Raw genomic sequence first — 22,230 nt, forward strand, 5'->3', positions numbered from 1 at the left:
GCTGGCCCTCGTGAAGATCGCACTGATCACCGGTGACCTCAGCAACAAGGGCGCGGGCGTCAAGGAAGTTGTGGAAGGGCTTTCGTCGGCCCTGGCCGGCCATGGTCACACGGTCGAGGTTTTCGGCATTGCGACACCCGCCTGGGACGCCGGAGACGACAAGAAATGGACCGGTGCGAAAGCCAATGCCTTCCGCGTCATGGGCCCCACAAGCCTTGGCTACGTTCCCGACATGGCACAGCGCCTGCGAGCGTTTGATCCTGATGTCGTGCATGTTCACGGCATTTGGCAGTATCCCTCATACGTCGCCCTGAAATGGCACCGCGCCACGGATCGTCCGCTGTTTTCCAGCCCGCACGGTATGCTGCATCCGCGCGCCCTGGCGCAGGCGTCGTTGAAAAAAGCCCTGGTGCGCCGCCTTTATGTGGATGCTCTGCTCAGGGCCTCCTCCTCTGTGATCGCCGCCACGTCTGAGGAAGCCGCCCATTGTCGGGACTTCGGGGTGGCGGGCGCGGTGGTCGAATTCCCCAATGGGGTAATCCTGCCCGACACGAAAAACGTTCAAGCCCTGGACGCACCCTGGTCCGGGGCGCTTGATGCCCAGGATCCGGTGATGCTGTTTCTGGGGCGTTTCCATCCCACCAAGAACCTCGATACGCTTCTGGATGTCTGGAAAGACTTGCACGGCGCCGGACATTTGCAGGGCTGGCAGCTCGCCATTGCGGGCTGGGGCGACGACGCGGCAGAGGCCAACGTCCGGGCACGCGTGGACGCCTTCACCGCGGCGGGCGCGCGGGTCGCGTTTATCGGCCCCCTGTTTGGGGCCGCGAAACAAGCCGCGTTCCACCATGCCGCCGGGTTCATCCTGCCGTCCCTGAACGAGTCGTTCCCAATCACACCACTGGAGGCTTGGGGCGCACGCCGTCCCACCTTGCTAAGCACGGCCTGCAACCTGGATTTTGCGGTCTCCGAAGGGGCCGCTTTTGAGATTGGGACCACCCGGGAAGCGCTTGCCACCGACCTGCAACGGTTCTTCGCCCTGGGACGTGCAGAACACGGGGCGATGGGACAACGCGCCTTTGACCTGGTGCGCCGCGATTTCAGTTGGCCTGTCGTGGCAAAAATGTATGAAGACGCCTATGAGCAACCCCGGGCCCGAAGCCGCGCGGCGGGATCGGGCTCAGAACACGCTACGGAGCAAAATCAATGACTGTGATCCTCGGGCTGAACGCCTTTCATCCAGATGCCTCCGCTTGCCTTTTGATCGATGGCAAACTGGTGGGTGCTGTGGCGGAAGAACGCCTTGGCGCCCGCAACAAGCACACGATGGCCTTCCCCGAGAATGCGATCCGCTGGCTGTTGGAGCAGTCGAACGTGCGCCTGCGGGACGTGACCGATGTGGCCATTGCGCGCGATACCTCTGCCAACCGCGCGGCCAAGGCGGCGCACCTTTTGCGCAACGCCAAATCGGCGGTGTCGACGGTGCAAAGCTTCCTCAATCGCGGCGCGGATACCCGGAAGACGCTCAATAATCTGGCCGAGATCTGCGGCGAGGATCCCGCTCTGGTCCGTTACGAGGTGCATAACGTCGAACACCACCTCGCCCATATCGCCAGCGCCTACTACACCTCTCCGTTCGAGACTGAGACAGCGGGCCTCTCCTATGACGGCTCCGGCGATTTCGCCAGCCTGATGGCCGCGCGCTGCGAAGGGACCGACATCCAGGTCCTCGACCGGGTCACGCTTCCCAGCAGCCTGGGGCATTTTTATACCGCGATGTGCCAGTTCATCGGGTTTGAGCTGTTTGGCGAAGAATACAAGGTCATGGGCCTGGCCCCCTACGGCACTGATGCCTATTCGGACGAGCTGTCGAAGGTTATCGAGCTGGACCCCAGCGGCTGGTTCAGCCTCAACCCCAAGATGGTCGATGTGGCCAACGGCCTCTCGGGCGCGGATTTCTCCGACAACGGCGCGATGCGGATGGGGCGGATCTACACCGAGGCGATGGAACGCCTTCTGGGGCCGGCCCGGCAAAACGGCACGCCCGTCACACAACGCGAGATGGACATCGCGCGCTCCACCCAGGTGCGGTTCGAGCAAGCCGCAGGGCGCTGTATCGAAAAACTGGGCGAACTGGTGCCGCTCACCAATCTGGCGATGGCGGGCGGATGTGCCCTCAACGGGGTGATGAACGCCCGCATCCGGCGCGATTTCCCGGTGGAAAACGTGTATCTGCAATGCGCCGCCTCCGATGACGGCACCGCCATCGGCGCCGCGTTCCATTGCTGGCACGCCAAGCACAAGCGCACCGAGCGGTTCGAGATGAAGCACGGCTTCTGGGGCCCGGAATACGGCGATCACGACATTCAGGCCGCGTTGGAGCAATTCGGCCTATCCTACCGCAAATGCGCCTCCGAGAAGGAGCTGCTGGATGCGACGGCCGACTACATCGTCGGCGGCGCGGTGCTGGGGTGGTATCAAGGGCGCAGCGAATGGGGCCCCCGGGCGCTTGGCAACCGCTCGATCCTGGCAAATCCCGCGATTGCCGACATGAAGGACACGATCAACACCAAGATCAAAAAGCGCGAGTCGTTCCGCCCCTTCGCCCCCTCGCTCCTGCGCGAGGAGGTGGGCCGCTTCTTTGAACAGGACATCGAAAGCCCGTTCATGATGCATGTGGTCAAGTTCAAGGAGGAATGGCGCAAGACCTTCCCCGCCGTCACCCATGTCGACGGCACCGGGCGGCTTCAATCGGTCGAGGAAGAGAACAACCCGCTCTACTACCGCCTGCTCCATGCGCTCAAGGCGCGCACCGGCTACGGCATCGTGCTCAACACCAGCTTCAACGAGAATGAACCGGTCGTCGACCGCCCCGAACAGGCTATCGCCTGCTTCAACCGCACCGATATGGATGTGCTCGTGCTGGGCCGATACATCGTCACCAAGCCCGAGTTCGACGCCGCGGCCCTGCACACGCCCGCCGCGCAATGAAGATATCGGTCGTCATGGCAGCTTACAATTCGGAGGCCACGATTGCGCGGTCGGTCCAGTCCTTTCTGGACCAGGACCATCCCGACAAGGAATTGTTGGTGGCCGACGGCGCGTCCCGGGACCGCACCGTTGCCATCGTGTCGGACATGGCGGACGGCGCGGTGTCGGTTGTAAGTGAGCCGGACGCCGGCATCTACGACGCGATCAACAAGGGCATCGGACGGGCGACGGGCAACATCGTGGGCCTGCTTCACTCCAACGACGTGTTCTCCAACCGCAGCATCCTGTCGCGCATCGCCTCGGCGTTTGACGGCAGCGATCTGGACGCCGTCTATGCGGATGTCGAGTTCTTTCCGGCCAACGACTTTGGCAAAAGCATTCGCCGTTACCGCTCGGGCAAGTTCTCGCCCGGTGTTCTGGGCCATGGTGTCATGCCCGCCCATCCGACCCTGTTCCTGCGACGCAATGTGTTTGAGCGTTTCGGGATGTATGACACCAGCTACAAGATCGCCGGTGATTTCGAATTTGTCGCGCGCATCTTCAAGGACAACGATTTGAAGTATCAGTATTTCGATGAAGTATGGACCCGGATGCAGGCGGGCGGCGCCAGCACGGCGGGGATCCGCGCCAAGATCGCGCTGAACACGGAAACCCTGCGGGCCTGCCGCGATCTGGGCATCGACAGCAGCTTTTCCAAGCTGATGGTCAAATACCTGAGGAAACTGCCCGAGTTTCTTCCGGCGGGGCTGCGGTGATCCCATGACAGATATCTGCATCATCGGCGGCAGCGGCTTTATCGGCAGTGCCATATCCCATCGGTTGGAGGGCATGGGCACGCCGTTCTCCATCGTGGATCAGCGTCCCAGCCCGTTTTATCCTAACCATCACACGCTGGCCGACATCACCAAACCTGACACGATCGCGGGGCAGGTGAAGGGCTCCTGCATCATTCATCTTGCCGCCGTGCACCGTGATGATGTCAGGCCCTTGTCCCGCTATGACGAGGTCAACGTCGAAGGCACCCGCGCGCTCTGCCGCGAGGCAGAAGCCGCCGGGATCCAGCGGATCGTCTTCGCTAGCTCTGTCGCCGTGTACGGCTTTGCCGAACCCGGCACGGACGAAACCGGGGCCGTCGCCCCGTTCAACGATTATGGCCGCACCAAAGCCGAGGGCGAGGTCGTCCTGAAAGAGTGGCAGGCAGCCGACCCGGAACGTCGCAGCCTAACCATCATCCGGCCCACGGTCGTGTTCGGCCCGGGCAACCGCGGCAATGTCTACGGCCTCTTGCGCCAGATTGCGTCGGGGCGCTTTGTGATGATCGGCGCTGGCAAGAACCGGAAATCGATGGCCTATGTGGAAAACGTCGCCGACTTCTTCCTTTACTTTACCGACGCCGAACCCGGCGTGCGCATCTACAATTACATTGATGGCCCGGACATGCAGGTGGACGATCTTGTGCGCCTGACGCGCCGTGAGGTTCTGGGCCGCGACAATGTCGGGCTGCGGCTGCCCAAACCGGTCGGCGTGCTGGCAGGCTGGATGGCGGACGGTCTGCGCGCCGTGACCGGGATGCGCTTTCCCATCAGTCGGATTCGTGTGAAGAAGTTCACCGAAAACACCGCGTTCACGACAGCGCTGTCTAATGAGCACAATTTCGTACCCAAGGTCTCGCTCGCGGATGGTCTGAAGGCGACCATCGACGCGGAATTTCTTAATCCCAAACCGGATCAGGTGACATTCGAGACTGAATGAAAACCGAAGAGGCGTAACGTTGAAAAAAGCACTTATCACCGGCATCACCGGGCAAGACGGCAGCTATCTGGCGGAATTTCTGCTGGAAAAAGGGTATGAGGTTCACGGCATCAAGCGCCGGGCCTCGTCGTTCAATACCCAGCGCATTGACCACATCTATCAGGACCCGCACCACCCCAACCCCAAGATCCGGCTGCACTACGGGGATTTGACCGACAGCTCCAACCTCACCCGCATTCTGTCCGAGGTGGAGCCTGACGAGGTCTATAACCTGGGCGCGCAAAGCCATGTGGCCGTCAGCTTCGAGGCGCCGGAATACACGGCGGACGTCGATGCCATGGGCACCCTGCGCCTTCTGGAAGCGATCCGGTTTCTGGGGCTAGAGAAGAAGACCCGCTTCTACCAGGCCTCCACCTCCGAGCTTTACGGCAAAGTGGTCGAGATCCCGCAATCCGAGACGACGCCCTTCTACCCGCGCAGCCCCTATGCCGTCGCCAAGCTCTATGCCTATTGGATGTGCGTGAACTACCGCGAGGCCTACGGTATCTACGCCTGCAATGGGATCCTGTTTAACCACGAAAGCCCACGTCGGGGGGAAACCTTCGTGACGCGCAAGATTACACGCGGCATGGCCAACATCGCCCTGGGGCTCGAATCGTGTTTGTTCATGGGCAACATCGATGCCTTGCGCGATTGGGGCCATGCGAAAGACTACGTGCGGATGCAGTGGATGATGCTGCAACAAGACGCGCCCGAGGATTTCGTGATCGCCACCGGCGTCCAGTATTCGGTGCGCGAGTTCATCACCTGGTCCGCGCGCGAGTTGGGCATCGAGCTGGCGTTTTCCGGCGAGGGGGTGGAAGAGATCGCGACCGTGACCTCCGTCACCGGCGACACTGCGCCCAATGTCTCAGTCGGCGATGTGATCGTGCGGATCGACCCCCGTTATTTCCGCCCCACCGAGGTGGAGACGCTTTTGGGCGATCCCTCGAAAGCGAAGACGCAGCTCGGTTGGGTGCCCGAGATCACCGCGCAACAGATGTGTGCCGAAATGGTGTCCGAGGATCTCAACGCCGCCAAGCGTCACGCGCTGCTGAACAAGCATGGCCTGGGCCTTGCGGTGTCTGTCGAAGGATAACGCCATGACCCGGATCTACATCGCAGGACATCGGGGTATGGTCGGCGGCGCGATTGTGCGACGGCTGGAGGCGCGCCGCGACGCGGGCGAAGCCCTCAGCCTTCTGACGCGCACCCATGCGGAACTGGACCTGACCAATCAAAGCGCCGTGCACGCCTTCTTTCAGGCCGAAAAGCCAGACATTGTAATCCTCGCTGCAGCCAAGGTCGGCGGAATTCAGGCCAACAACACGCTGCCCGCTGACTTCATCTATGAAAATCTGATGATCGAATGCAACGTCATCCATCAGGCGTTCTCGGCGGGTGTCACGCGGCTTTTGCAGCTTGGATCGTCGTGCATCTACCCCCGCGCGGCACCGCAACCGATGGGCGAGGACGCGCTTCTGACGGGCGTGTTGGAGCCCACGAATGAGCCCTACGCCATCGCCAAGATCGCCGGCATCAAACTGTGCGAAAGCTACAACCGGCAGCATGGCACCGATTACCGCAGTGTCATGCCCACCAATCTTTATGGGCCCGGCGACAACTTCCACCCCGAACACAGCCACGTCCTGCCCGCCCTGATCCGCCGCTTCCACGAAGCTGCGGAAGAGGGACGCGAAGAGGTGGTGATCTGGGGCTCTGGCACGCCAAAGCGTGAGTTCCTGCATGTCGATGACATGGCAGAGGCCAGTCTTTTTGTGCTCGACCTGCCCTATGACACCTACGCGGCCAACACGGAACCGATGCTGAGCCATATCAACGTGGGCTCGGGCACAGACGTCTCGATCCTGGAGCTGGCGCAGATGGTGGCCGAGGCCACGGGCTACTCGGGCCGCATCTCGACCGACCCCTCCAAGCCCGACGGCACCCCGCGAAAACTGATGAATGTCGGCCGTTTGGACCGCATGGGATGGCGCGCGCGTATAGGCTTGCGTGACGGCATTGAGGATGCGTACCGTTGGTATTTGGCCAACCGTGACACGGCCCGCGTCTAACTCGTATTTGACTGGAGAACGCCTTGACACAAGACATCCACCCCCTTTTGTTGTGCGGCGGATCTGGCACCCGGCTCTGGCCGTTGTCGCGCAAGAGCTTCCCAAAGCAGTTCGCGCGTTTTGCCGGGGATCACAGTCTGTTCCAGGCCTCGGCGCTGCGCTTGGCGGGGCCGGGATTTGCGGCCCCCATGGTCATCACAGGCTCCGATTACCGCTTCGTTGTCACCGAACAGCTGGCCGGCGTCGAAATCGCGCCCGCCACCATCCTGATCGAGCCGGAAGCCCGCAACACCGCGCCTGCCATTTGCGCCGCAGCCGTCGCCCTGCACGAGCGCGCGCCAGACGCCTTGATGCTGGTCGCGCCGTCCGATCATGTGATCCCCGACACAGAGGCCTTCCGCGCCGCCATTGCCGCCGCCGCCCCCATGGCGACGGAGGGCCGGATCGTCACCTTCGGGATCCGCCCGGACCGCGCCGAGACGGGCTATGGCTGGTTGGAATTGTCGCAGGTCGTCGACGGCACGAGCGAGGCCCGCCCGCAACCGCTTGAGGCCTTCGTCGAAAAGCCAGACGCCGTCACGGTGCAAGAGCTGTTCAACAGCGGCAAACACCTCTGGAACGCGGGCATTTTCCTGTTCTCGACCAAAGCGATCCTGGCCGCGTTCGAGGCCCACGCGCCCGAGATGCTGGCCATTGTGCGCACCGCTTTGAAGGAGGGCACGCAAGACCTCGGCTTCACCCGTCTCGCGCCCGAGCCCTGGGCGACGATAAGTGACCTGTCGATTGACTACGCCGTGATGGAGAAGGCCGACAACCTCTCGGTCATGCCCTACAACGGCGCTTGGTCCGACCTGGGCGGCTGGGAGGCGGTCTGGCGCGAGTCCCAGCCCGACGCCAACGGGATCGCAAGCCAAGGGCCCGCGACGGCAATCGATTGCTCCAACGTGCTGTTGCGCGCGGAATCCGAGGATCAGCAGCTTGTCGCCATCGGCCTCGAAAACATCGTTGCCGTCGCCATGCCCGACGCCGTTCTGATCGCGGACAAAGACCGCGCCCAGGACGTGAAGCTCGCTGTCAGCACCCTCAAGGCCCAGGGCGTGTCCCAGGCCGAGACATTGCCGCGCGATTTCCGCCCCTGGGGCTGGTTCGAAAGCCTGGTGATCGGCACGCGGTTTCAGGTCAAACGCATCCACGTCAATCCCGGCGCCGCGCTCAGCCTGCAAAGCCACCACCACCGCTCCGAGCATTGGATTGTGGTGGAGGGGACCGCCCGCGTCACCATCGGCGAAACGGTGCAACTGGTGACCGAGAACCAATCCGTCTACGTCCCGCTGGGGGCCGTGCACCGCATGGAAAACCCCGGCAAGGTGCCCATGGTCCTGATCGAGGTTCAGACCGGCAGCTACCTCGGCGAAGACGACATTGTCCGTTACGAGGATATATACGCCCGTGGCTGAGCCAAAGCGCATCTTGTTGGTGGGCAGCACCGGGCATGTTGGGCGAATGGTGTTGCATCACTGGAAGGCCATGCCGCCCCCAGGGGTGGAGGTCATCGCACAACACCGCGACCCAAACCGCGACGATGGCCTGTTCTGGCCCCTGTCTGAGCCCACGGACAGCGCCCTCGCCGCCCAGGATTTCGACGCGATCATCTGCCTTGCGGGTGTGACACCGGGCCCCGGTGCCGACCTGTCGCAAAACGCTCGCCTGGCCGAGGTTGTCCTTGAAGCCGCGCATCAGGCTGGCATCCCCCGGGTGATCCTCGCCTCCTCCTCCGCTGTCTACGGGGCAGGCGATGGCACCCCTTTTGCCGAGACGGACGCCACCGCCCCGGTCAACGCCTATGGCGAGGCCAAGATCGCCATGGAAGCGGCCTGCACGCCGTGGCGCACTGCGGGGCTAGAGGTCTGCTGCCTGCGGATCGGCAACGTGGCGGGTGCCGATGCCCTGCTTCTCAACGTGGCGCGTGCCCAAGATGGCGCGCCGCTGGCAATCGATTGCTTTGAAGACGGGCGCGGCCCGGTCCGCTCCTACATCGGCGCTGGAACCCTCGCGCGCGTGCTGGCGGATCTGGCGACGCACCCCGCACCTCTCCCTCCCATTCTGAACGTGGCCGAGCCTGGATTTGTGTTCATGGAGGATCTGGCCCGCGCCGCCGATCATCCCTTCGCCTACCGGCCTGCGCAAAAGGGGGCTTTCCAGCGCATCACGCTGGAATGCAGCCGCCTTGAGGCCCTGCACGCCTTTGACCCGGCCCCCGCGGACGCCGCGCGGATGGTCGAACAATGGAAAGAAACATTGCCCCAATGACACCTGCCAAACGCCTTCTAGATCTGATCTGCGCCATCGGTTTGTCGATCATTCTCGCGCCGGTTGTCATCATTGTGGCCCTCTTGATCCTAGTGCTCGATGGGCGGCCGGTTTTCTATATCTCCGAACGCATGAAAACCCCGACTGAGGGTTTCAGGCTGGTCAAGTTTCGCACCATGAAAACCGTCGCGGAAGACAGCGGCGTGTCAGGCGGCGATAAATCCGACCGCATCACCCGCACCGGTGAGGCGCTGCGCCGAAGCCGGTTGGACGAGGTGCCGCAACTGTGGAACGTGCTACGCGGCGATATCAGCTTCATCGGCCCGCGCCCGCCCCTCCGTCAATATGTCGAACGGTTTCCTGAGATCTACGGCAAAGTACTGAAGTCGCGCCCCGGCGTCTCTGGCCTCGCGTCGATTTACTTCCACGCCCACGAGGAACATCTGTTGGCCCGGACCAGCAGCCGGGAAGAAACCGACAGGATCTATTCGCGCGCCTGCATCCCGCGCAAGGCGCGGATCGACTTGATTTACCAGGAAAGGCGGAACGTCTGCATGGATATCTCGCTGATGCTCAAGTCCGTTATCAAGCGGCTTCGGTAGCCTGCAGATGCGCTTTGGCAGCGGCATCCGTCCCGCGCGTCCAAATCATGGACCGGGGGCGGTGACGCCGATGCCCGCGAACATGACCGATGCCGCACTGACTGACCAAACTCTATAGGACCACGTGCCAACATGACCCTTACCTGCTTCAAAGCCTACGACGTCCGTGGCCGCCTTGGCATCGACCTTGATGAAGACATCGCCTACCGCATCGGTCGCGCGTTCGGGCAGGCCCTTGGCGCGCGCTCGGTGGTGCTGGGGCGAGACGTCCGCGCCTCGTCCGAGGTCTTGGCCGGACGCGTCGCGCAGGGTCTGGTCGATGAGGGCTGCGATGTCCTCGATCTGGGGCTGTCGGGCACGGAAGAGATGTATTTTGCCACAACCCATTTCGGCGCGGATGGGGGCATCTGTGTGACCGCCTCCCACAATCCGATGGATTACAACGGCATGAAGATGGTGCGCGCGGGCTCCGCGCCGCTCGATGCCGCCACGGGGCTCGCCAAGGTCAAGACGATTGCCGAGCGAAACGCCTTCGCGCCGGTGGCGGCGAAAGGCACCGTCAGCGATGTCGCGACGCAGGCCCGTGCGGCCTACGTGGAATGTATCGTGGGGTTTGCGGATATTGACGCGCTCAAGCCGTTGAAAATCCTCGTTAACGCAGGCCATGGCACGGCGGGGCCCACTTTTGATGCCATCGCGGCACGGCTCGACGCGGTCGGGGCGCCGCTCACGTTTGAAAGGCTGTTCCACACTCCCGATGGCACGTTCCCGCAAGGCATTCCCAACCCGCTCCTGCCCGAGAACCGCCCCGCAACCGCCGCAGCCGTCCTGGCCGCCGGCGCGGATTTCGGCGTCGCCTGGGACGGTGACTTCGATCGCTGTTTCTTCTTCGATCACACCGGCGCGTTTATCGACGGGGAATACGTCGTCGGCCTTCTGGCCGACGCCTTCCTGGCCAAGGACCCCGACGCCACGATCATCCATGACCCGCGGATCATCTGGAACACGCGCGATATCGTCGAAAAGGCAGGCGGGCGCGCCGTCCAGGCCCGCACCGGGCACGCGTTCATTAAACAAGCGATGCGCAACGAGAACGCCGTTTACGGTGGCGAGATGTCGGCCCATCACTACTTCCGCGATTTTGTCAGCTGCGACAGCGGCATGATCCCCTGGGTCCTGATGGCCGAGCTCGTCAGCCGCCACGGGTCCCTGGCCGATCTGATCGCCGACCGCAAAGCGGCGTTCCCGTCATCGGGCGAAATCAACTTCGTCCTCGACGACCCTCATGCCGCAATCTCTCGGGTCCGTTCGGTGTTCGAGCCTCAAGCGACAGCCATCGACGAAATGGACGGCCTGGGGTTCGACCTCGGCGAGTGGCGCTTCAACCTGCGAAGCTCCAACACCGAACCCGTCGTGCGCCTCAACGTCGAAGCCCGCGGCAACGCCGAGCTTGTGGCAACAGGCGTCGAGCAGGTGAAATTCCATCTGCTCGGATGAAGACCGCGTCCTAGGACCGCCACCATAAGAACACCGCTCATGTCGCCGCGAGCCCCCGGGGCGTGCCATCGAAGGCCTATGGCTCACGCGCCGAAAGACTTAGCCAGCGCAGAGAACCACAAAGACAAAGCCCCATCATAGGCGCGTCATCACTAAGGAAAACTGGCTGGGGTGGTAGCAGCCATATACTATTCCACAGTTTTCCAGGTCGTTCCTCGTAACCCTTGTTTTTAAAGGAGTATACTGCCACTCTATTCCATGGGTATCCACGGGGTTCCACCTGATAATGTGGGTCGGAATGTGGGATGAAATCTATGCTTAGGAGTGTCTGCCATGCCTGGTAAAGCGAAAGGCCAATCACACAAGGCCAACCAGCTTTCAGCTCAATTTGTGAAATCGGTAAAAGAGCCGGGGCGCTACACTGACGGGAACGGATTGTTCCTCCAAGTCGATGCCAGCGGTGCAAAGCGTTGGGCACAGCGCATCGTGGTGCGAGGCAAGCGCCGTGACATAGGCATGGGACCGTTTTCCGTTGATCCGACTAAAGCGCCCGGTATCACGCTTGCGCAGGCTCGAGAGCGTGCAGTCTCCAACAGGACCACAGCGCGCGCCGGGGGCGATCCGCTCGCCTACAAGAAGCGGCTCGACTGGACATTCGAAGTGGCGGCTGAATTTTTCGACAAAGAGAAGGCATCCGGCAGCCTCAACGAGAAGAACCGGAAGCAGTGGCGCGCCGCTCTGGAGCGCCATGCGATGCCGATAATTGGTGACCTGAACGTGCGCGATATTGAAACCTCAGACGTTGAGCGCGTCCTTCGCCCGATCTGGGAGAGTCACACCGAGACCGCATCGCGCTTGCGCGCGCGTATCGAGGCCATACTCGGCTATGCCAAAGCCAAGGGCGCCAGATCAGGCGAGAACCCGGCCCGCTGGAAAGAGAACCTTGAAGCCATGTTCTCCGCACCCGGCAAAGTGGCGAAGAAGGTAAACCGCCCAGCAGTCGCATTGACCGACATAGCCCGGTGGTGGTTTGCGCTGGGAGAGCGGGAGGGGACTGCTGCGCGCGCCCTCCAATTTCAGGCACTGACTGGCAGCCGTTCCGGCGAGGTCAGGGGCATGACGTGGGATGAGGTCGACGTGAAGTTGGGGCTCTGGACCGTGCCCGCCGATCGAATGAAAGCGAACCGGGAGCACCGCGTTCCGCTGTCCGCGCCAGCGCTTGCAATCCTTGAGAGCCTGCCGCGCATGTCGTCGCCCCACGTATTCCCGGCCCCACAAGGCGGGATGCTCTCCGATATGAGCCTCAGCGCGGTCATGCGACGTATGCAGCGGGCGGAGGAGAAGGCGGGGTTGGCCGGGTTCCTTGACCCCACAAGCAAGCGCCCAGCAGTCCCCCACGGACTGCGCTCGACCTTCCGCCAATGGACGGCCGAGCAGGGCTACGCGCGCGACATGGCGGAAATTGCGCTGGCCCACCGAGTCGGGAGCGACGTCGAGCGGGCCTATCAGCGGAGCGACATGCTTGAGCGTCGGCGTCGTATGATGGCCGATTGGGCGGCGTTTCTTCGCGGTGAAGTACGAGGGCAGGTTGTGCCATTGCGGGCCTGACAATACCGTCGTTTTGCATGTTGGTGCATGCTTGTGCATGATGATTTTTCTTGACAGCCAGTAAAACAACGGCCCATCGGCGGCTCAATACGGCACTTTATGGCATGTGGTGCATGGAGCGCGGCTGTGAAGCGACCCTAGCCTAATCTCACGTCCAATCCCGGGCGTTGAATTAGGAGTAATCAATATGGATAACCCCGAGCGACTTCTTCGCCGCCGTGAGGTTGAAGGTCTGATTGGCCTGAAGCGATCAAAACTCTATCAGATGATACGCGAAGGCCTGTTTCCAGCTCCGGTCAAATTGACCGAGCGAGCAGTTGCATGGCGCGCCTCTGACGTTTCCGCATGGATCAATTCACGCGAGGTCGCGTGATCCATGCTAGGAAATAGAAACGCCCCCAGCGTCGGTGAGAACGGCGCGTGGGGGCGGGGGTGCTTTCCTGTCGGGACCGGCATTCCCAATGTATCCGAAAACCGAAATCCTGCCAACGCTATCGCGCTCAATACAATCTCCGGCGAGACGCACTCGCTGTCAGGCCCGGCGGCGAAACTTGTGTGCTGGCTGGCGCAGGCTGGCCCGGAAAGACCGCAGCTAACCGGAGCCGATCTGGAGCTCGCTGAATTGCTGGCTGCTGATGCCATACCACTGCAATTCAGCCCGGTTGACGCTAAAAGCAGGGCGCATGCTTGGCTGGACCCCACGCGAATTGCCGAGGTACAAAATGGGACGTGACAAACGCAACGAGCGGGCGCAGGAGCATTGGACCAAGCTCGCGCGCCCGATGATGGAAACCGACGCTTGGCGCGCGCTTTCTCCCGTAGCTCAGGCCCTCTATCCGTGGCTAAAGCTTGAGTGGCGCGGCCCAAAGGCCAACAACAACGGCAAGATCCGCCTCAGCGTGAGGCAGGCTGCCGATGCGCTGGGAGTCACCCGAAATACCGCGGGGCGCGCTTTCCACGATCTTCAGGCCAAGGGCTTCATCGTTGTTCGAGAGCGCGCCCGCCTCGGAATAGGTGGCAATGCCTCAGGTCCATCCTACGAACTGACAGAACTGTCCACGCCGCACAGCAAAAAGGCAGACGGGCAGAAGCTCTACAAGCTCTGGAAGCCCGGCGATGACTATCCCATTCACAAGGGCGCAGTGCACAATCCAAGAGGGAAACGAAATCGTAATCCTGTCATTGAATTGGTGACGCCCTGTCACCAATACGGTGACGCATGACATGGACACTGTCACCAAAGTAGTGACGCCCTGTCACCAAGACGGTGACGCTTCAGGCCAGTTTGAAGTGTGCAACCGTCACCATAATAGTGACATCCTTACCTACCACCTATCCCCCGGATCAACGGCAACGAAGCAAAGCCCAGCTTCTACCAATCCAATGAAGTGAGAAGGCGACACGACTTGATCAGGCTTCGATGCCGTAGAAAATCGTTACGATCCGCTTGCCTAGGCTGACGCGCGTGTTGATTTCACCACCACCCTTCATGACTGTCGCTTTTTTACACCTTGTTTCTTTGCCGAGGCGTTTGAGAAAACTCTCGCTCGACTGTGCGAACCGTCGACCATTGCATAGGCATTGGGCTTGGCTGGTGGCATGTTAGTAGTGGCTCGGCGCCAATCTGGCTACGTATTACCGTACCCTAGGATCGTACTTTGTTCGGTATGGGTGGGAGTTTGAGTGGCGCTAGTGTTCGACATCCTACAAAAGAGCCCCGATGGAAGCAGTGTATCCAACAGGCGCCCAACATCGCAAAGTAAACTGCTAGATGACGGCTTGGAGCCCTTCTCCGATCTTCGTGTTTGGCGCAGCATTCGACACCAAGGGCGGGAAGCGGACATTCGCTGCAACGCCGCAGTATTAGTACCCCGAGCTGGCAAGCAGGCTTCGTTTCCAAAGAACGGGGCGGCCCGGTTCTCTTGATACTGAATTATCAGAGTTGGAACTGTCGTCCCTACTGATACCGTTACGATTGCTCTTGATGAGAACGTGAAGGACTGTTGCTACGCTAACCAAGGCACGGTCCAGAAAAGCAGGGTCTCGGCAGGTTTCCTCGGAACTGAAAGCGTACGACCTGCGTTTTGTTCTAATGAACAGGTCTTTCTCCTCCGCACGAATTGGCAACTTGGCGATCGTCGTCTTGGTTGTCCTGATGGTTTTTGTTATTCTGGACCAGGCGCAGGGGCTTTTTGCGCCGATCATCAGCGCGATTGTGCTGGGCATCGTCCTGGCCCCGTTTTGCAACATGCTGGAGCGATGGCGCATTCCGAGTGCCGCAGCCGCCATGATGATCATGGCGGTCTTTTTGTGTGCCGTCGCGCTGACCTATCTGATCGTGGAGCCAACGATCAGCGAGGCCATCCGCAACGCGCCGATCATATGGTCCGAGATGCGAACCCTGTTCGAAAGCCTGCGCGGGGCGGTGGAGGGCGTGCAGGAGCTGCAAGAGACCGTCGCGGATGCCCTCACAGACGGTGAGGATCCGGAGGCTGACTCGGCTGCGGTGCCGGTGCCGAACCTGCTCGATGCTTTGTCTTACGGTCCAACGGTGCTGGGTGGCGTGCTCATATTCATCGGTACGCTCTATTTCTTTCTTGCGACACGCCGCGATGTGTATGCGCGCGTCGCCCGCTTCATGCCGCTCATAACCGAGACACTTCTGCACGATGCGGAGGTCCGGGTGTCGCGTTATTTCCTGTCTATTGCGCTGGTGAACGCGGGCTTCGGTATTGCGGTGATGATCGTGATGTCACTGCTGGGAATGCCGCAGCCGATCATGTGGGGGCTGGCCGCATTCCTCTTGAACTTCGTCTTGTACCTCGGACCCGGCTTGATTGCGCTGTCCCTTTTGCTGGTTGGCGTGATCACGTTCGACGGCGCGATGTCCGTCGTGCCGATGGCGGCGTTCATCTTCCTTAACATGATCGAGTCGCAATTCGTGACGCCCACGTTTGTGGGCCGTCAAATGGCGCTGAACCCGTTGATGGTGTTCTTGTCGCTGGTCTTCTGGCTGTGGCTTTGGGGTCCGATTGGCGGGTTGGTCGCGATCCCCCTGTTGGTGTGGTTGCGCTTCATCGTGTCGGGCGGGAACGACGATAACGTGCCTGAACCCGCCCCCTTGGATGAGGCGGCCTAGCTGCATTGGGGCGCGCGCCGCTCTTGACGGTTGACCTTCGCCTGTATCCCGCGCCACCGACGCGTGACCTTGCCGAGGTGACAGGCATCAAAGCGTGCAACGAGCTGAGGCGTGCCCCTGCGAAACCCAAAGAATAGCATTCAGTCAATTGGGCAACCGTTCGGTCTTCTAAATGACGGCGCACGCTGCTCCATCATCATACAAAAAGGCCCCCATCCGCGCTTGGGATGGGGGCCAGATCTTTGTTTGCCTTTGGTCAGCGTCAGGCCGCCTCGTCCACCTTGTCATCGGACGTCAGCGTTTCCTTCACGCGTTTCTGCCCCTCGGCCACGGCTTCTTCGGCGGCTGCCTTGAGCTTGGCCTTCTCGGCCTGAAACACGCGGTCCGCTTCGTCAAAGAGGCGGTCACGATGGGCGCCGATGGTCCGATCTTCCACCTGCGTGCGCGGCAGCATCATGGCCAGCGCCGCACCGGCGGCCAAGGCGAGGCCACCGACGAGCAGTGGATTGTCATGCGCCGTAGTGCGGGCGACCTGGGCGGCACGCGCGGCCTCTGCCTCGGCGCGCGCGTGAACGGCGATCGCCGCTTCTCGGGCCTGGCGAATGCGGTCCTTGGCGCCATCGGGCAGGCCGTCCAGACCGTCTTCGATCCGGGCGCGCAGGCTGTCGGCGGTGTCATACAGCCGCTCTTTTGCGGCGTCCAAGCGGGGGGTGGTGTGGGTGTCGTCAGTCATGGAGAGGTCTCCTTTCAGAATGCTATGGGGTTGATCGGCCTTGATGGCATCATCTGCCGCCGCCACACGGGCGTCGAAGCCCGCCATCGGCGGCGTCGGTTGCCGCAGCCCACCGACCGTTGGGTGAATGGTGTCGTCGTAGGCGGCGCGCGGGCCAGCGCTGCGCGTGGCGGCTTTCAGCGCCATCCAGGCGAGGCCGGCACCGGTTACGGCCAGCGGACCGGGATTGCGCCGCGCTGTCTTTACGGCGCCTTCGCCGGCTTGGCCCAGAAGGCCGCTGGCGCGGGCAACCAGTTCTGCGGGGGCGAACTGCGCCTCCAACTGGGTCAGCTGTGCGCGCAGGGCGTCGCGTTCCGCTTGCAACTCAGTCTCGATTTGCTTGGGGCTAGGCATTGATCTGTTCCTTCATCAGGGCAACGTCTTGCTTGACGTTGGCGATGCTGCGACTGGGCATCAGGTGCTTTGGCTTCAGGTCGTGGATCCCTTTGGCCGCAAGGATTGCTGCGACCAGGGCGGTGCCAGCACCAACGGCCAGCGCAGCCCAATGAACCGCCCACCCAATTGAGACGAGCGCGGCAACGCCAGCAGCGGCAAGGGCACCCAAGCCAACGAGGCCAAGCACAACGGCACCGACGAGAAGGCCAATGGCTACCCCGGCGCGGGACAGGTTCTCGCCGACCTCGGCTTTGGCCAAAGCCGCCTCCTTGCGCAGAATGCGGCCAATCTGGCTGACTACATCGGTCACAAGCTGAGCCGTGTTCCGCCCCGTGTTCTGATCGGGGTACATTACGAGTACCCCCACCGGCGGGCGTTCTGGTCCGGATAGGCGGCCTGGTTTTCCGGAACGCTTGGGTAATTGTGCCGGTCCGGCGCGGTAGCAGTGGCGCCCGCGCGCTCAGACGCTTTCATGGCGCGTGCCGCGAGGAAGCCAAGGGCGGCGGCGCCACCAAAGAACACCAGCGGGTTGCGGCGCGCGAAGTGCGTCACGTCCTGCTGGATGTTGGACAGATCCATGTCGCGCACGGCGGAGGCGGCGTGGGCAAGATTGTCGCCCAAGTACTTCACGGCATCCGAGGCAAGGTCATTGCCCTCGAACGCGGTGCTTGCTTCGCGGAAATTGTCGGCCTGTTCGGCAACGCGGCTGGCGACCTTTTCCTTGGCCGCTTCCGCCTTGACGGACGCGTTCGCTTTGGCAGTTTCCGCCACCTCTTTTGCGGTGTCTTTGGCCGTCTCGGCCACCTTTGACGCTGTCGAGCGTGTCATTGTCAAACTCCTTCGGTTTCGCGGCAGACTGCGCGGGCTTTTTGGACAAAGGTCCCCCGGGCAGGTCCGGCGGGGCCGTACCTGCGACGCGTCTCATCTGCTTGTGCTTGCTTGTGGTAGGGCAACGGCTGGCGCGCCCGAAGGTTCCATCATTTCGCGCCTGGACACCGCTTTTTTCGGCTAGACCATTTCATCAGGGACAAACGGCAAGGGCTTGGCCAAACGCGCCTGCGCCTCGGGGTCGAAAGGTAGCAAAAAGTGGTGCCTGTCCTGAGGTGGCGTATCGCGGGCCTGCGTGAGCAGGCTGTTGATCTGGTCAACCACCACGCGCGGTTCTACCGTGAGATCAGGGGCATCGCCTCCAAGCCAATGTTTGAGCACCCGCGGCCAGAGCGGCGCAACATGTGCCGGGTTCGTCAAGTGCAAGCCCGCTTCGGTATCCCACCGAAAACTGCGTCCATTGAGATTGGCAGAGGACAGGATCGCCTCGTCTTGGCCAAAGAGGGACAGCTTGGAGTGGACGTAGATCAAGGGCGCGCCATGCACGACGGCTGCGTCCGGCTCATCGGTCGCGGGCCGGGTTTGCGCAGGGCAGGCCAGCGCCAGTCGGTCACCCAGACCATCGCGCAAGATCTCCAGGGCCTCCATCTGGACCTGTGCGCCGAATTGGGCGTCTTCGGCCTCGTTCCCCTCAAACGCCACATCTTCCGGCGCGGCGGGGAGGACAAGGATACAGGCCAGCGCGTCATGCTTTGCGGCCCCATCGACCAGCGTCTTGGCCAACGGCTTGTGGCGGAAGAATTGCGTTTCCAGGTAGATCAGGCCCTGGCACCGGGCGACGGCATCCAGATGAGCTTGCTCTAGCTCATTCACCAGGGGCTTGGGCGCGATGTGGGTCAAATCCTGCGCGCGCTTGGTCGACAGCGTGCGCAAGAAGCCCGGTGCCGGGGGTGGGGCCTCCTTTACCGCCTCGGTCACGGCCTGAAAGCTGGCCAGATGCGCGGCAGCGGCGCGGACGACCGGGCCGCGGGCGACGGCTTGAATGTCCTGCCAAGTGCCGATGGCGGGCTGATCGTGGTCGAGCGTATCGTAGCGGCGATCGTTCAGGTCCAGCCCACCGATGTAGAGCGTTTCATCATCAATGACCGCCAGCTTTTGGTGGTGTGTCGCCGGCACCATCGGCAGATCGTCTTTTGGCTCAACGCCGTGCAGGCCGGGTGTCAGCGGGTCAACTTCGGTCTGATCCAGGACCTCTGCCGTTTTGGAATGCAACACGCGCCTGGGCACATAGCCGACACGGGCGGGATGCATCGCGATGGTAAAGCGCAACTGCGCGCCGGTCGACAATTCGTCAAGCGCCGCCAACTGCCGTGCGCTCTGCCAGGATCGGCGGTGATCTTCGGTGGCGATGATCGGATCGAAGTCACTGACCGTTATGTCGATTTCCACGCCCCTGTTCAGAAGGTGCAATAAAAGGTCGAACCAGGTCGCGCCGATTGCCCGCGCCTCATCGCTGTGCAGGGTGGTTTTGGGGTCGAACACGCGGAAACATCCGCAAATCCGCTTCTTCGCCGACAGGCACAGCTTTTCGAAGGCCGGAAAGGCCTCGCTTGCCGTGAAGTGAACCTCTAACTCACTAATCGGGTTCGGATCGGAGTGCTGCGTTGGTTTCATGGCCCATCACGCTGTCGTTGCTGAAACGTCGTCGTCATCTGGGTGCGGTGCGGCGAAGGCGGTGAACGTGGCTTCGAACCGGAAATTCGCCTCATCCTGCGACACGTCCGCCACGCCGCCAAGTTGCGCCACGAAGGCTTCCACCAATCGGGCCCCCAAGCCCGTTCCGTCATTGGCGATCTCGTCCTGCACCGCGCGACCGAGCGTGTTCTCGACGATCAGGCTGATCTTGCGATCCTCGTCTGCCGTCAACCGTACCGAGATTTTGGGCGGTGTGCCGGTCTCAGGCGCGCCGAGGTATTTGATGGCGTTTGTTACCGTCTCATTGGCCAACAGCGCCAAGGGCACGGCCTGATCGGGATCAAGATTGACCGCATCAAGCTCCAACGATGTCACGACACCTTTGCCCTGAGGAATGCCCGCACTGAAGGAGGCCTGGACGACCTCACTCAGCAATTTGTCACCACGCACCTGCGCCATTGTCGTCCCGGTATAAAGCGCCTTGTGGATGGTCGACAGGCTCATCACGCGGTCCTGGACACGGCGCAGCACACGGCGCGCATCGCCATCTGGCACACTGCGGATCTGCATGTTCAGGATGGACGCGATCAGTTGCAGATTGTTTTTCACTCGGTGATGCACTTCGCGCAGCAAAAGCTCTTTCTCTTCGAGGCTTTCAGCAAGCTCAGCCCGATCACCCAACATCCGGTCGATCATCCGGTTGTAGGTCCCCGCGATCTGCTGGAACTCGGCTGGCGGGTTGTCGAGCATGGCGAACCCGGACCCCGGGTCATCGAAGGAGAATGCCCCCATCCGATGCCGAATTTCGCGTAGGTGTTGCAGCACCAGACGATCCAGCGCCAGAAAGCCGATCCCGAAGGCCACGATCCACATCAGAACCGGGAATAGCGGCGTGAGGGTGCCAAAGATAGGCACGGAATAATTCTGGATGGACCCATTCCAAAGGCCCACCACGTAGACGCGATCTTCGATCAACGGAACCAGCGCTGCCAACCGCTCCGATCCGTCTTGATGCAGAATGTTGAATGTCAGGCCGCGCGGCGAAAACGCCAGCGTTTCCGGTTCAAGGTTGAGGGCCTCAAAGATGCCGGCGTTGGCAATCCCAGTGCTGGCCGACAGGACCTGCCCAGTCTCGCTGATAAGGGCGAGGTCGACTTCCTCCACCTGCGAAGCCAGCAAAGTGTCCGTCAGGCTGTGCGGCAACGCAACCGACGCGGCGCCCAGAAATTCCTGTGTTTCAGGGTCAAAGATCGGCGACACGACGGTTAACATCGATTGCTCGCCCGTCTGTGCATCAAATCCAATTGTGACCGTCGGCGACGGCCGTTCGATGTAGTCCTGCCATATGGGGTCGTTGGAAAGATCCAACTGCTCACCTGTGGACGAACACAGCGTCAGGCCATCCGCGTTCATGAAGCTCGCAAGGGCATAGGCCTGGGCGCGGTCCACGAACCGCTGCATGATGCGTTCACATAGGGCGGGGTCGTCTGCGGCCTCAACCGCGCTTGCGCCCAAGGCTGACGCCGCACCGTGGGCGCGCCGCAGCAAAGCGCGCTCGGTGCTGGCCGCCTGTGCTGTCCGCGCGAGGATATTTTGCTGCTCAAGCGTTTGAGCGTCGCGGACAACGGCGGCTGTCTGAACAACGGCGATCAATCCAAGTGGCAAAATGGCGAGGCTAAGAAATAGCGCCAACCGCGCCTTGAGCGAGGTGACGCTACGCCATGCGCGTGCGATTGGCCTCATGCAGCAGCTGGTCCCGAGATGACCGCGACCGTCGCCGCATCTGTCAGCTCCAGGGCGTCATCTTCGTCAAGCTCAAGTATCTCGATCAAGCGTTTGCGGGCCCGGTTCACGCGGCTCTTGATCGTCCCCACGGCACAGTCACACATGTCCGCCGCCTCCTCGTAGGAAAAGCCGGATGCGCCGACCAGAAGGAGCGCTTCACGCTGTTCATCTTGCAACTCTGCGAAGGCCACGGCGAAGTCCTTCATCGCAAGCCGACCATCATGGGCCGGTTTTTCCGACAGCTGCGCCGTCATGGCGCCGTCGACGTCCGCGACCTCTCGCTTCACCTTGCGGCGCGAGGAATAGAACGTGTTGCGCAGGATGGTGAACAGCCAGGCCCGCATGTTGGTGCCGGCCTGAAACTTGTCGATGTTCGACCATGCTTTGACGACAGTGTCCTGTACCAGGTCATCGGCGGCCGCGTGATTGCGTGTGAGCGAACGGGCAAAAGCCCGCAGCGACGTGAGATGCTCAACAATCTCGTCGCGGGGATCATTTGCCATCTTTTGCGGTCCCTTCTTTTGCCTTGAGTTGGGCAATCAGATCGAGGAACCGATCGGGCAATTCGTCCTTCATCGCGTCGTCATAGACACGTTTGAGGTTTTCATCGATCTGCTGCTCCACTCTGGATTTCTTACTGTTTGAGGCCATGTCTCACCGGTACCGAAAAAATTGTCGTCTGGGTGGGAACCAATCAGTGCGGAAAAAGTTCCCAATAAAATGTGCACGAGGAGAAGTTAG

At 61.7% G+C, this 22,230-nt stretch carries 21 protein-coding genes; 14 read left to right on the forward strand and 7 right to left on the reverse strand.

Annotated elements, in window-relative coordinates; translation table 11 throughout:
- Positions 1–10 precede the first annotated feature (10 nt).
- From AC6I9R_RS05070 to AC6I9R_RS05135, 14 genes are all read left to right on the forward strand, one after another.
- A complete protein-coding gene (locus AC6I9R_RS05070; protein WP_461427738.1) occupies positions 11–1,210 on the forward strand; it encodes a glycosyltransferase in 1,200 nt (399 codons plus the stop codon).
- On the forward strand, positions 1,207–2,991 hold the full coding sequence (locus tag AC6I9R_RS05075) for a carbamoyltransferase family protein (RefSeq protein WP_461427739.1): 1,785 nt from the start codon (positions 1,207–1,209) through the stop codon (positions 2,989–2,991). The genes AC6I9R_RS05070 and AC6I9R_RS05075 overlap by 4 nt, the downstream gene beginning before the upstream one ends.
- A gap of 14 nt (positions 2,992–3,005) precedes the next feature.
- Entirely contained in the window at positions 3,006–3,746 is a 741-nt protein-coding gene (locus AC6I9R_RS05080) for a glycosyltransferase family 2 protein (protein ID WP_461427740.1), read from the forward strand.
- Between the two features lie 4 nt (positions 3,747–3,750).
- Positions 3,751–4,743: an NAD-dependent epimerase/dehydratase family protein gene (locus AC6I9R_RS05085; RefSeq protein WP_461427741.1), complete on the forward strand. Its 993-nt coding sequence runs from the start codon at positions 3,751–3,753 to the stop codon at positions 4,741–4,743.
- A gap of 19 nt (positions 4,744–4,762) precedes the next feature.
- Positions 4,763–5,881, forward strand: a complete 1,119-nt coding sequence (gene gmd, locus AC6I9R_RS05090) for a GDP-mannose 4,6-dehydratase (protein ID WP_461427742.1) — start codon at positions 4,763–4,765, stop codon at positions 5,879–5,881.
- 4 nt (positions 5,882–5,885) lie between these two features.
- A complete protein-coding gene (gene fcl / locus AC6I9R_RS05095; RefSeq protein ID WP_461427743.1) occupies positions 5,886–6,857 on the forward strand; it encodes a GDP-L-fucose synthase in 972 nt (323 codons plus the stop codon).
- 23 nt (positions 6,858–6,880) lie between these two features.
- A complete protein-coding gene (locus tag AC6I9R_RS05100; RefSeq protein ID WP_461427744.1) occupies positions 6,881–8,314 on the forward strand; it encodes a mannose-1-phosphate guanylyltransferase/mannose-6-phosphate isomerase in 1,434 nt (477 codons plus the stop codon).
- The gene (locus tag AC6I9R_RS05105) at positions 8,307–9,167 is read left to right on the forward strand and encodes an NAD-dependent epimerase/dehydratase family protein (RefSeq protein ID WP_461427745.1); all 861 of its coding nucleotides are present in this window, start codon (positions 8,307–8,309) and stop codon (positions 9,165–9,167) included. The genes AC6I9R_RS05100 and AC6I9R_RS05105 overlap by 8 nt, the downstream gene beginning before the upstream one ends.
- Positions 9,164–9,769 (forward strand): sugar transferase, encoded by a 606-nt coding sequence (locus AC6I9R_RS05110; protein WP_461427746.1) that lies wholly within the window; start codon positions 9,164–9,166, stop codon positions 9,767–9,769. The genes AC6I9R_RS05105 and AC6I9R_RS05110 overlap by 4 nt, the downstream gene beginning before the upstream one ends.
- A 132-nt stretch (positions 9,770–9,901) precedes the next feature.
- The gene (locus tag AC6I9R_RS05115) at positions 9,902–11,266 is read left to right on the forward strand and encodes a phosphohexomutase domain-containing protein (RefSeq protein ID WP_461427747.1); all 1,365 of its coding nucleotides are present in this window, start codon (positions 9,902–9,904) and stop codon (positions 11,264–11,266) included.
- Between the two features lie 333 nt (positions 11,267–11,599).
- The gene (locus tag AC6I9R_RS05120) at positions 11,600–12,874 is read left to right on the forward strand and encodes a tyrosine-type recombinase/integrase (RefSeq protein WP_461427748.1); all 1,275 of its coding nucleotides are present in this window, start codon (positions 11,600–11,602) and stop codon (positions 12,872–12,874) included.
- A gap of 187 nt (positions 12,875–13,061) precedes the next feature.
- Entirely contained in the window at positions 13,062–13,247 is a 186-nt protein-coding gene (locus AC6I9R_RS05125; protein ID WP_461427749.1) for a helix-turn-helix transcriptional regulator, read from the forward strand.
- A gap of 349 nt (positions 13,248–13,596) precedes the next feature.
- On the forward strand, positions 13,597–14,097 hold the full coding sequence (locus AC6I9R_RS05130; protein WP_461427750.1) for a hypothetical protein: 501 nt from the start codon (positions 13,597–13,599) through the stop codon (positions 14,095–14,097).
- A gap of 869 nt (positions 14,098–14,966) precedes the next feature.
- Positions 14,967–16,013 (forward strand): AI-2E family transporter, encoded by a 1,047-nt coding sequence (locus tag AC6I9R_RS05135; protein WP_497863067.1) that lies wholly within the window; start codon positions 14,967–14,969, stop codon positions 16,011–16,013.
- Between the two features lie 262 nt (positions 16,014–16,275).
- Here AC6I9R_RS05135 and AC6I9R_RS05140 read toward each other — a convergent pair whose 3' ends face one another.
- The 7 genes from AC6I9R_RS05140 to AC6I9R_RS05170 form a co-directional block, all read right to left on the reverse strand.
- Positions 16,276–17,139: a hypothetical protein gene (locus AC6I9R_RS05140; protein ID WP_461427752.1), complete on the reverse strand. Its 864-nt coding sequence runs from the start codon at positions 17,137–17,139 to the stop codon at positions 16,276–16,278.
- Positions 17,132–17,533, reverse strand: coding sequence for a phage holin family protein (locus tag AC6I9R_RS05145; RefSeq protein ID WP_461427753.1), 402 nt, complete (start codon positions 17,531–17,533; stop codon positions 17,132–17,134). The genes AC6I9R_RS05140 and AC6I9R_RS05145 overlap by 8 nt, the downstream gene beginning before the upstream one ends.
- Positions 17,533–18,009, reverse strand: a complete 477-nt coding sequence (locus AC6I9R_RS05150) for a hypothetical protein (protein ID WP_461427754.1) — start codon at positions 18,007–18,009, stop codon at positions 17,533–17,535. The genes AC6I9R_RS05145 and AC6I9R_RS05150 overlap by 1 nt, the downstream gene beginning before the upstream one ends.
- A 180-nt stretch (positions 18,010–18,189) precedes the next feature.
- The gene (locus tag AC6I9R_RS05155; protein ID WP_461427755.1) at positions 18,190–19,683 is read right to left on the reverse strand and encodes a phospholipase D family protein; all 1,494 of its coding nucleotides are present in this window, start codon (positions 19,681–19,683) and stop codon (positions 18,190–18,192) included.
- A gap of 6 nt (positions 19,684–19,689) precedes the next feature.
- The gene (locus tag AC6I9R_RS05160) at positions 19,690–21,357 is read right to left on the reverse strand and encodes a sensor histidine kinase (RefSeq protein WP_461427756.1); all 1,668 of its coding nucleotides are present in this window, start codon (positions 21,355–21,357) and stop codon (positions 19,690–19,692) included.
- An 86-nt stretch (positions 21,358–21,443) separates the two neighbouring features.
- A complete protein-coding gene (locus AC6I9R_RS05165; RefSeq protein WP_461427757.1) occupies positions 21,444–21,992 on the reverse strand; it encodes an RNA polymerase sigma factor in 549 nt (182 codons plus the stop codon).
- On the reverse strand, positions 21,982–22,113 hold the full coding sequence (locus tag AC6I9R_RS05170; protein ID WP_461427758.1) for a NepR family anti-sigma factor: 132 nt from the start codon (positions 22,111–22,113) through the stop codon (positions 21,982–21,984). The genes AC6I9R_RS05165 and AC6I9R_RS05170 overlap by 11 nt, the downstream gene beginning before the upstream one ends.
- Between the last annotated feature and the right edge of the window lie 117 nt (positions 22,114–22,230).

The organism is Gymnodinialimonas sp., assembly GCF_059726805.1.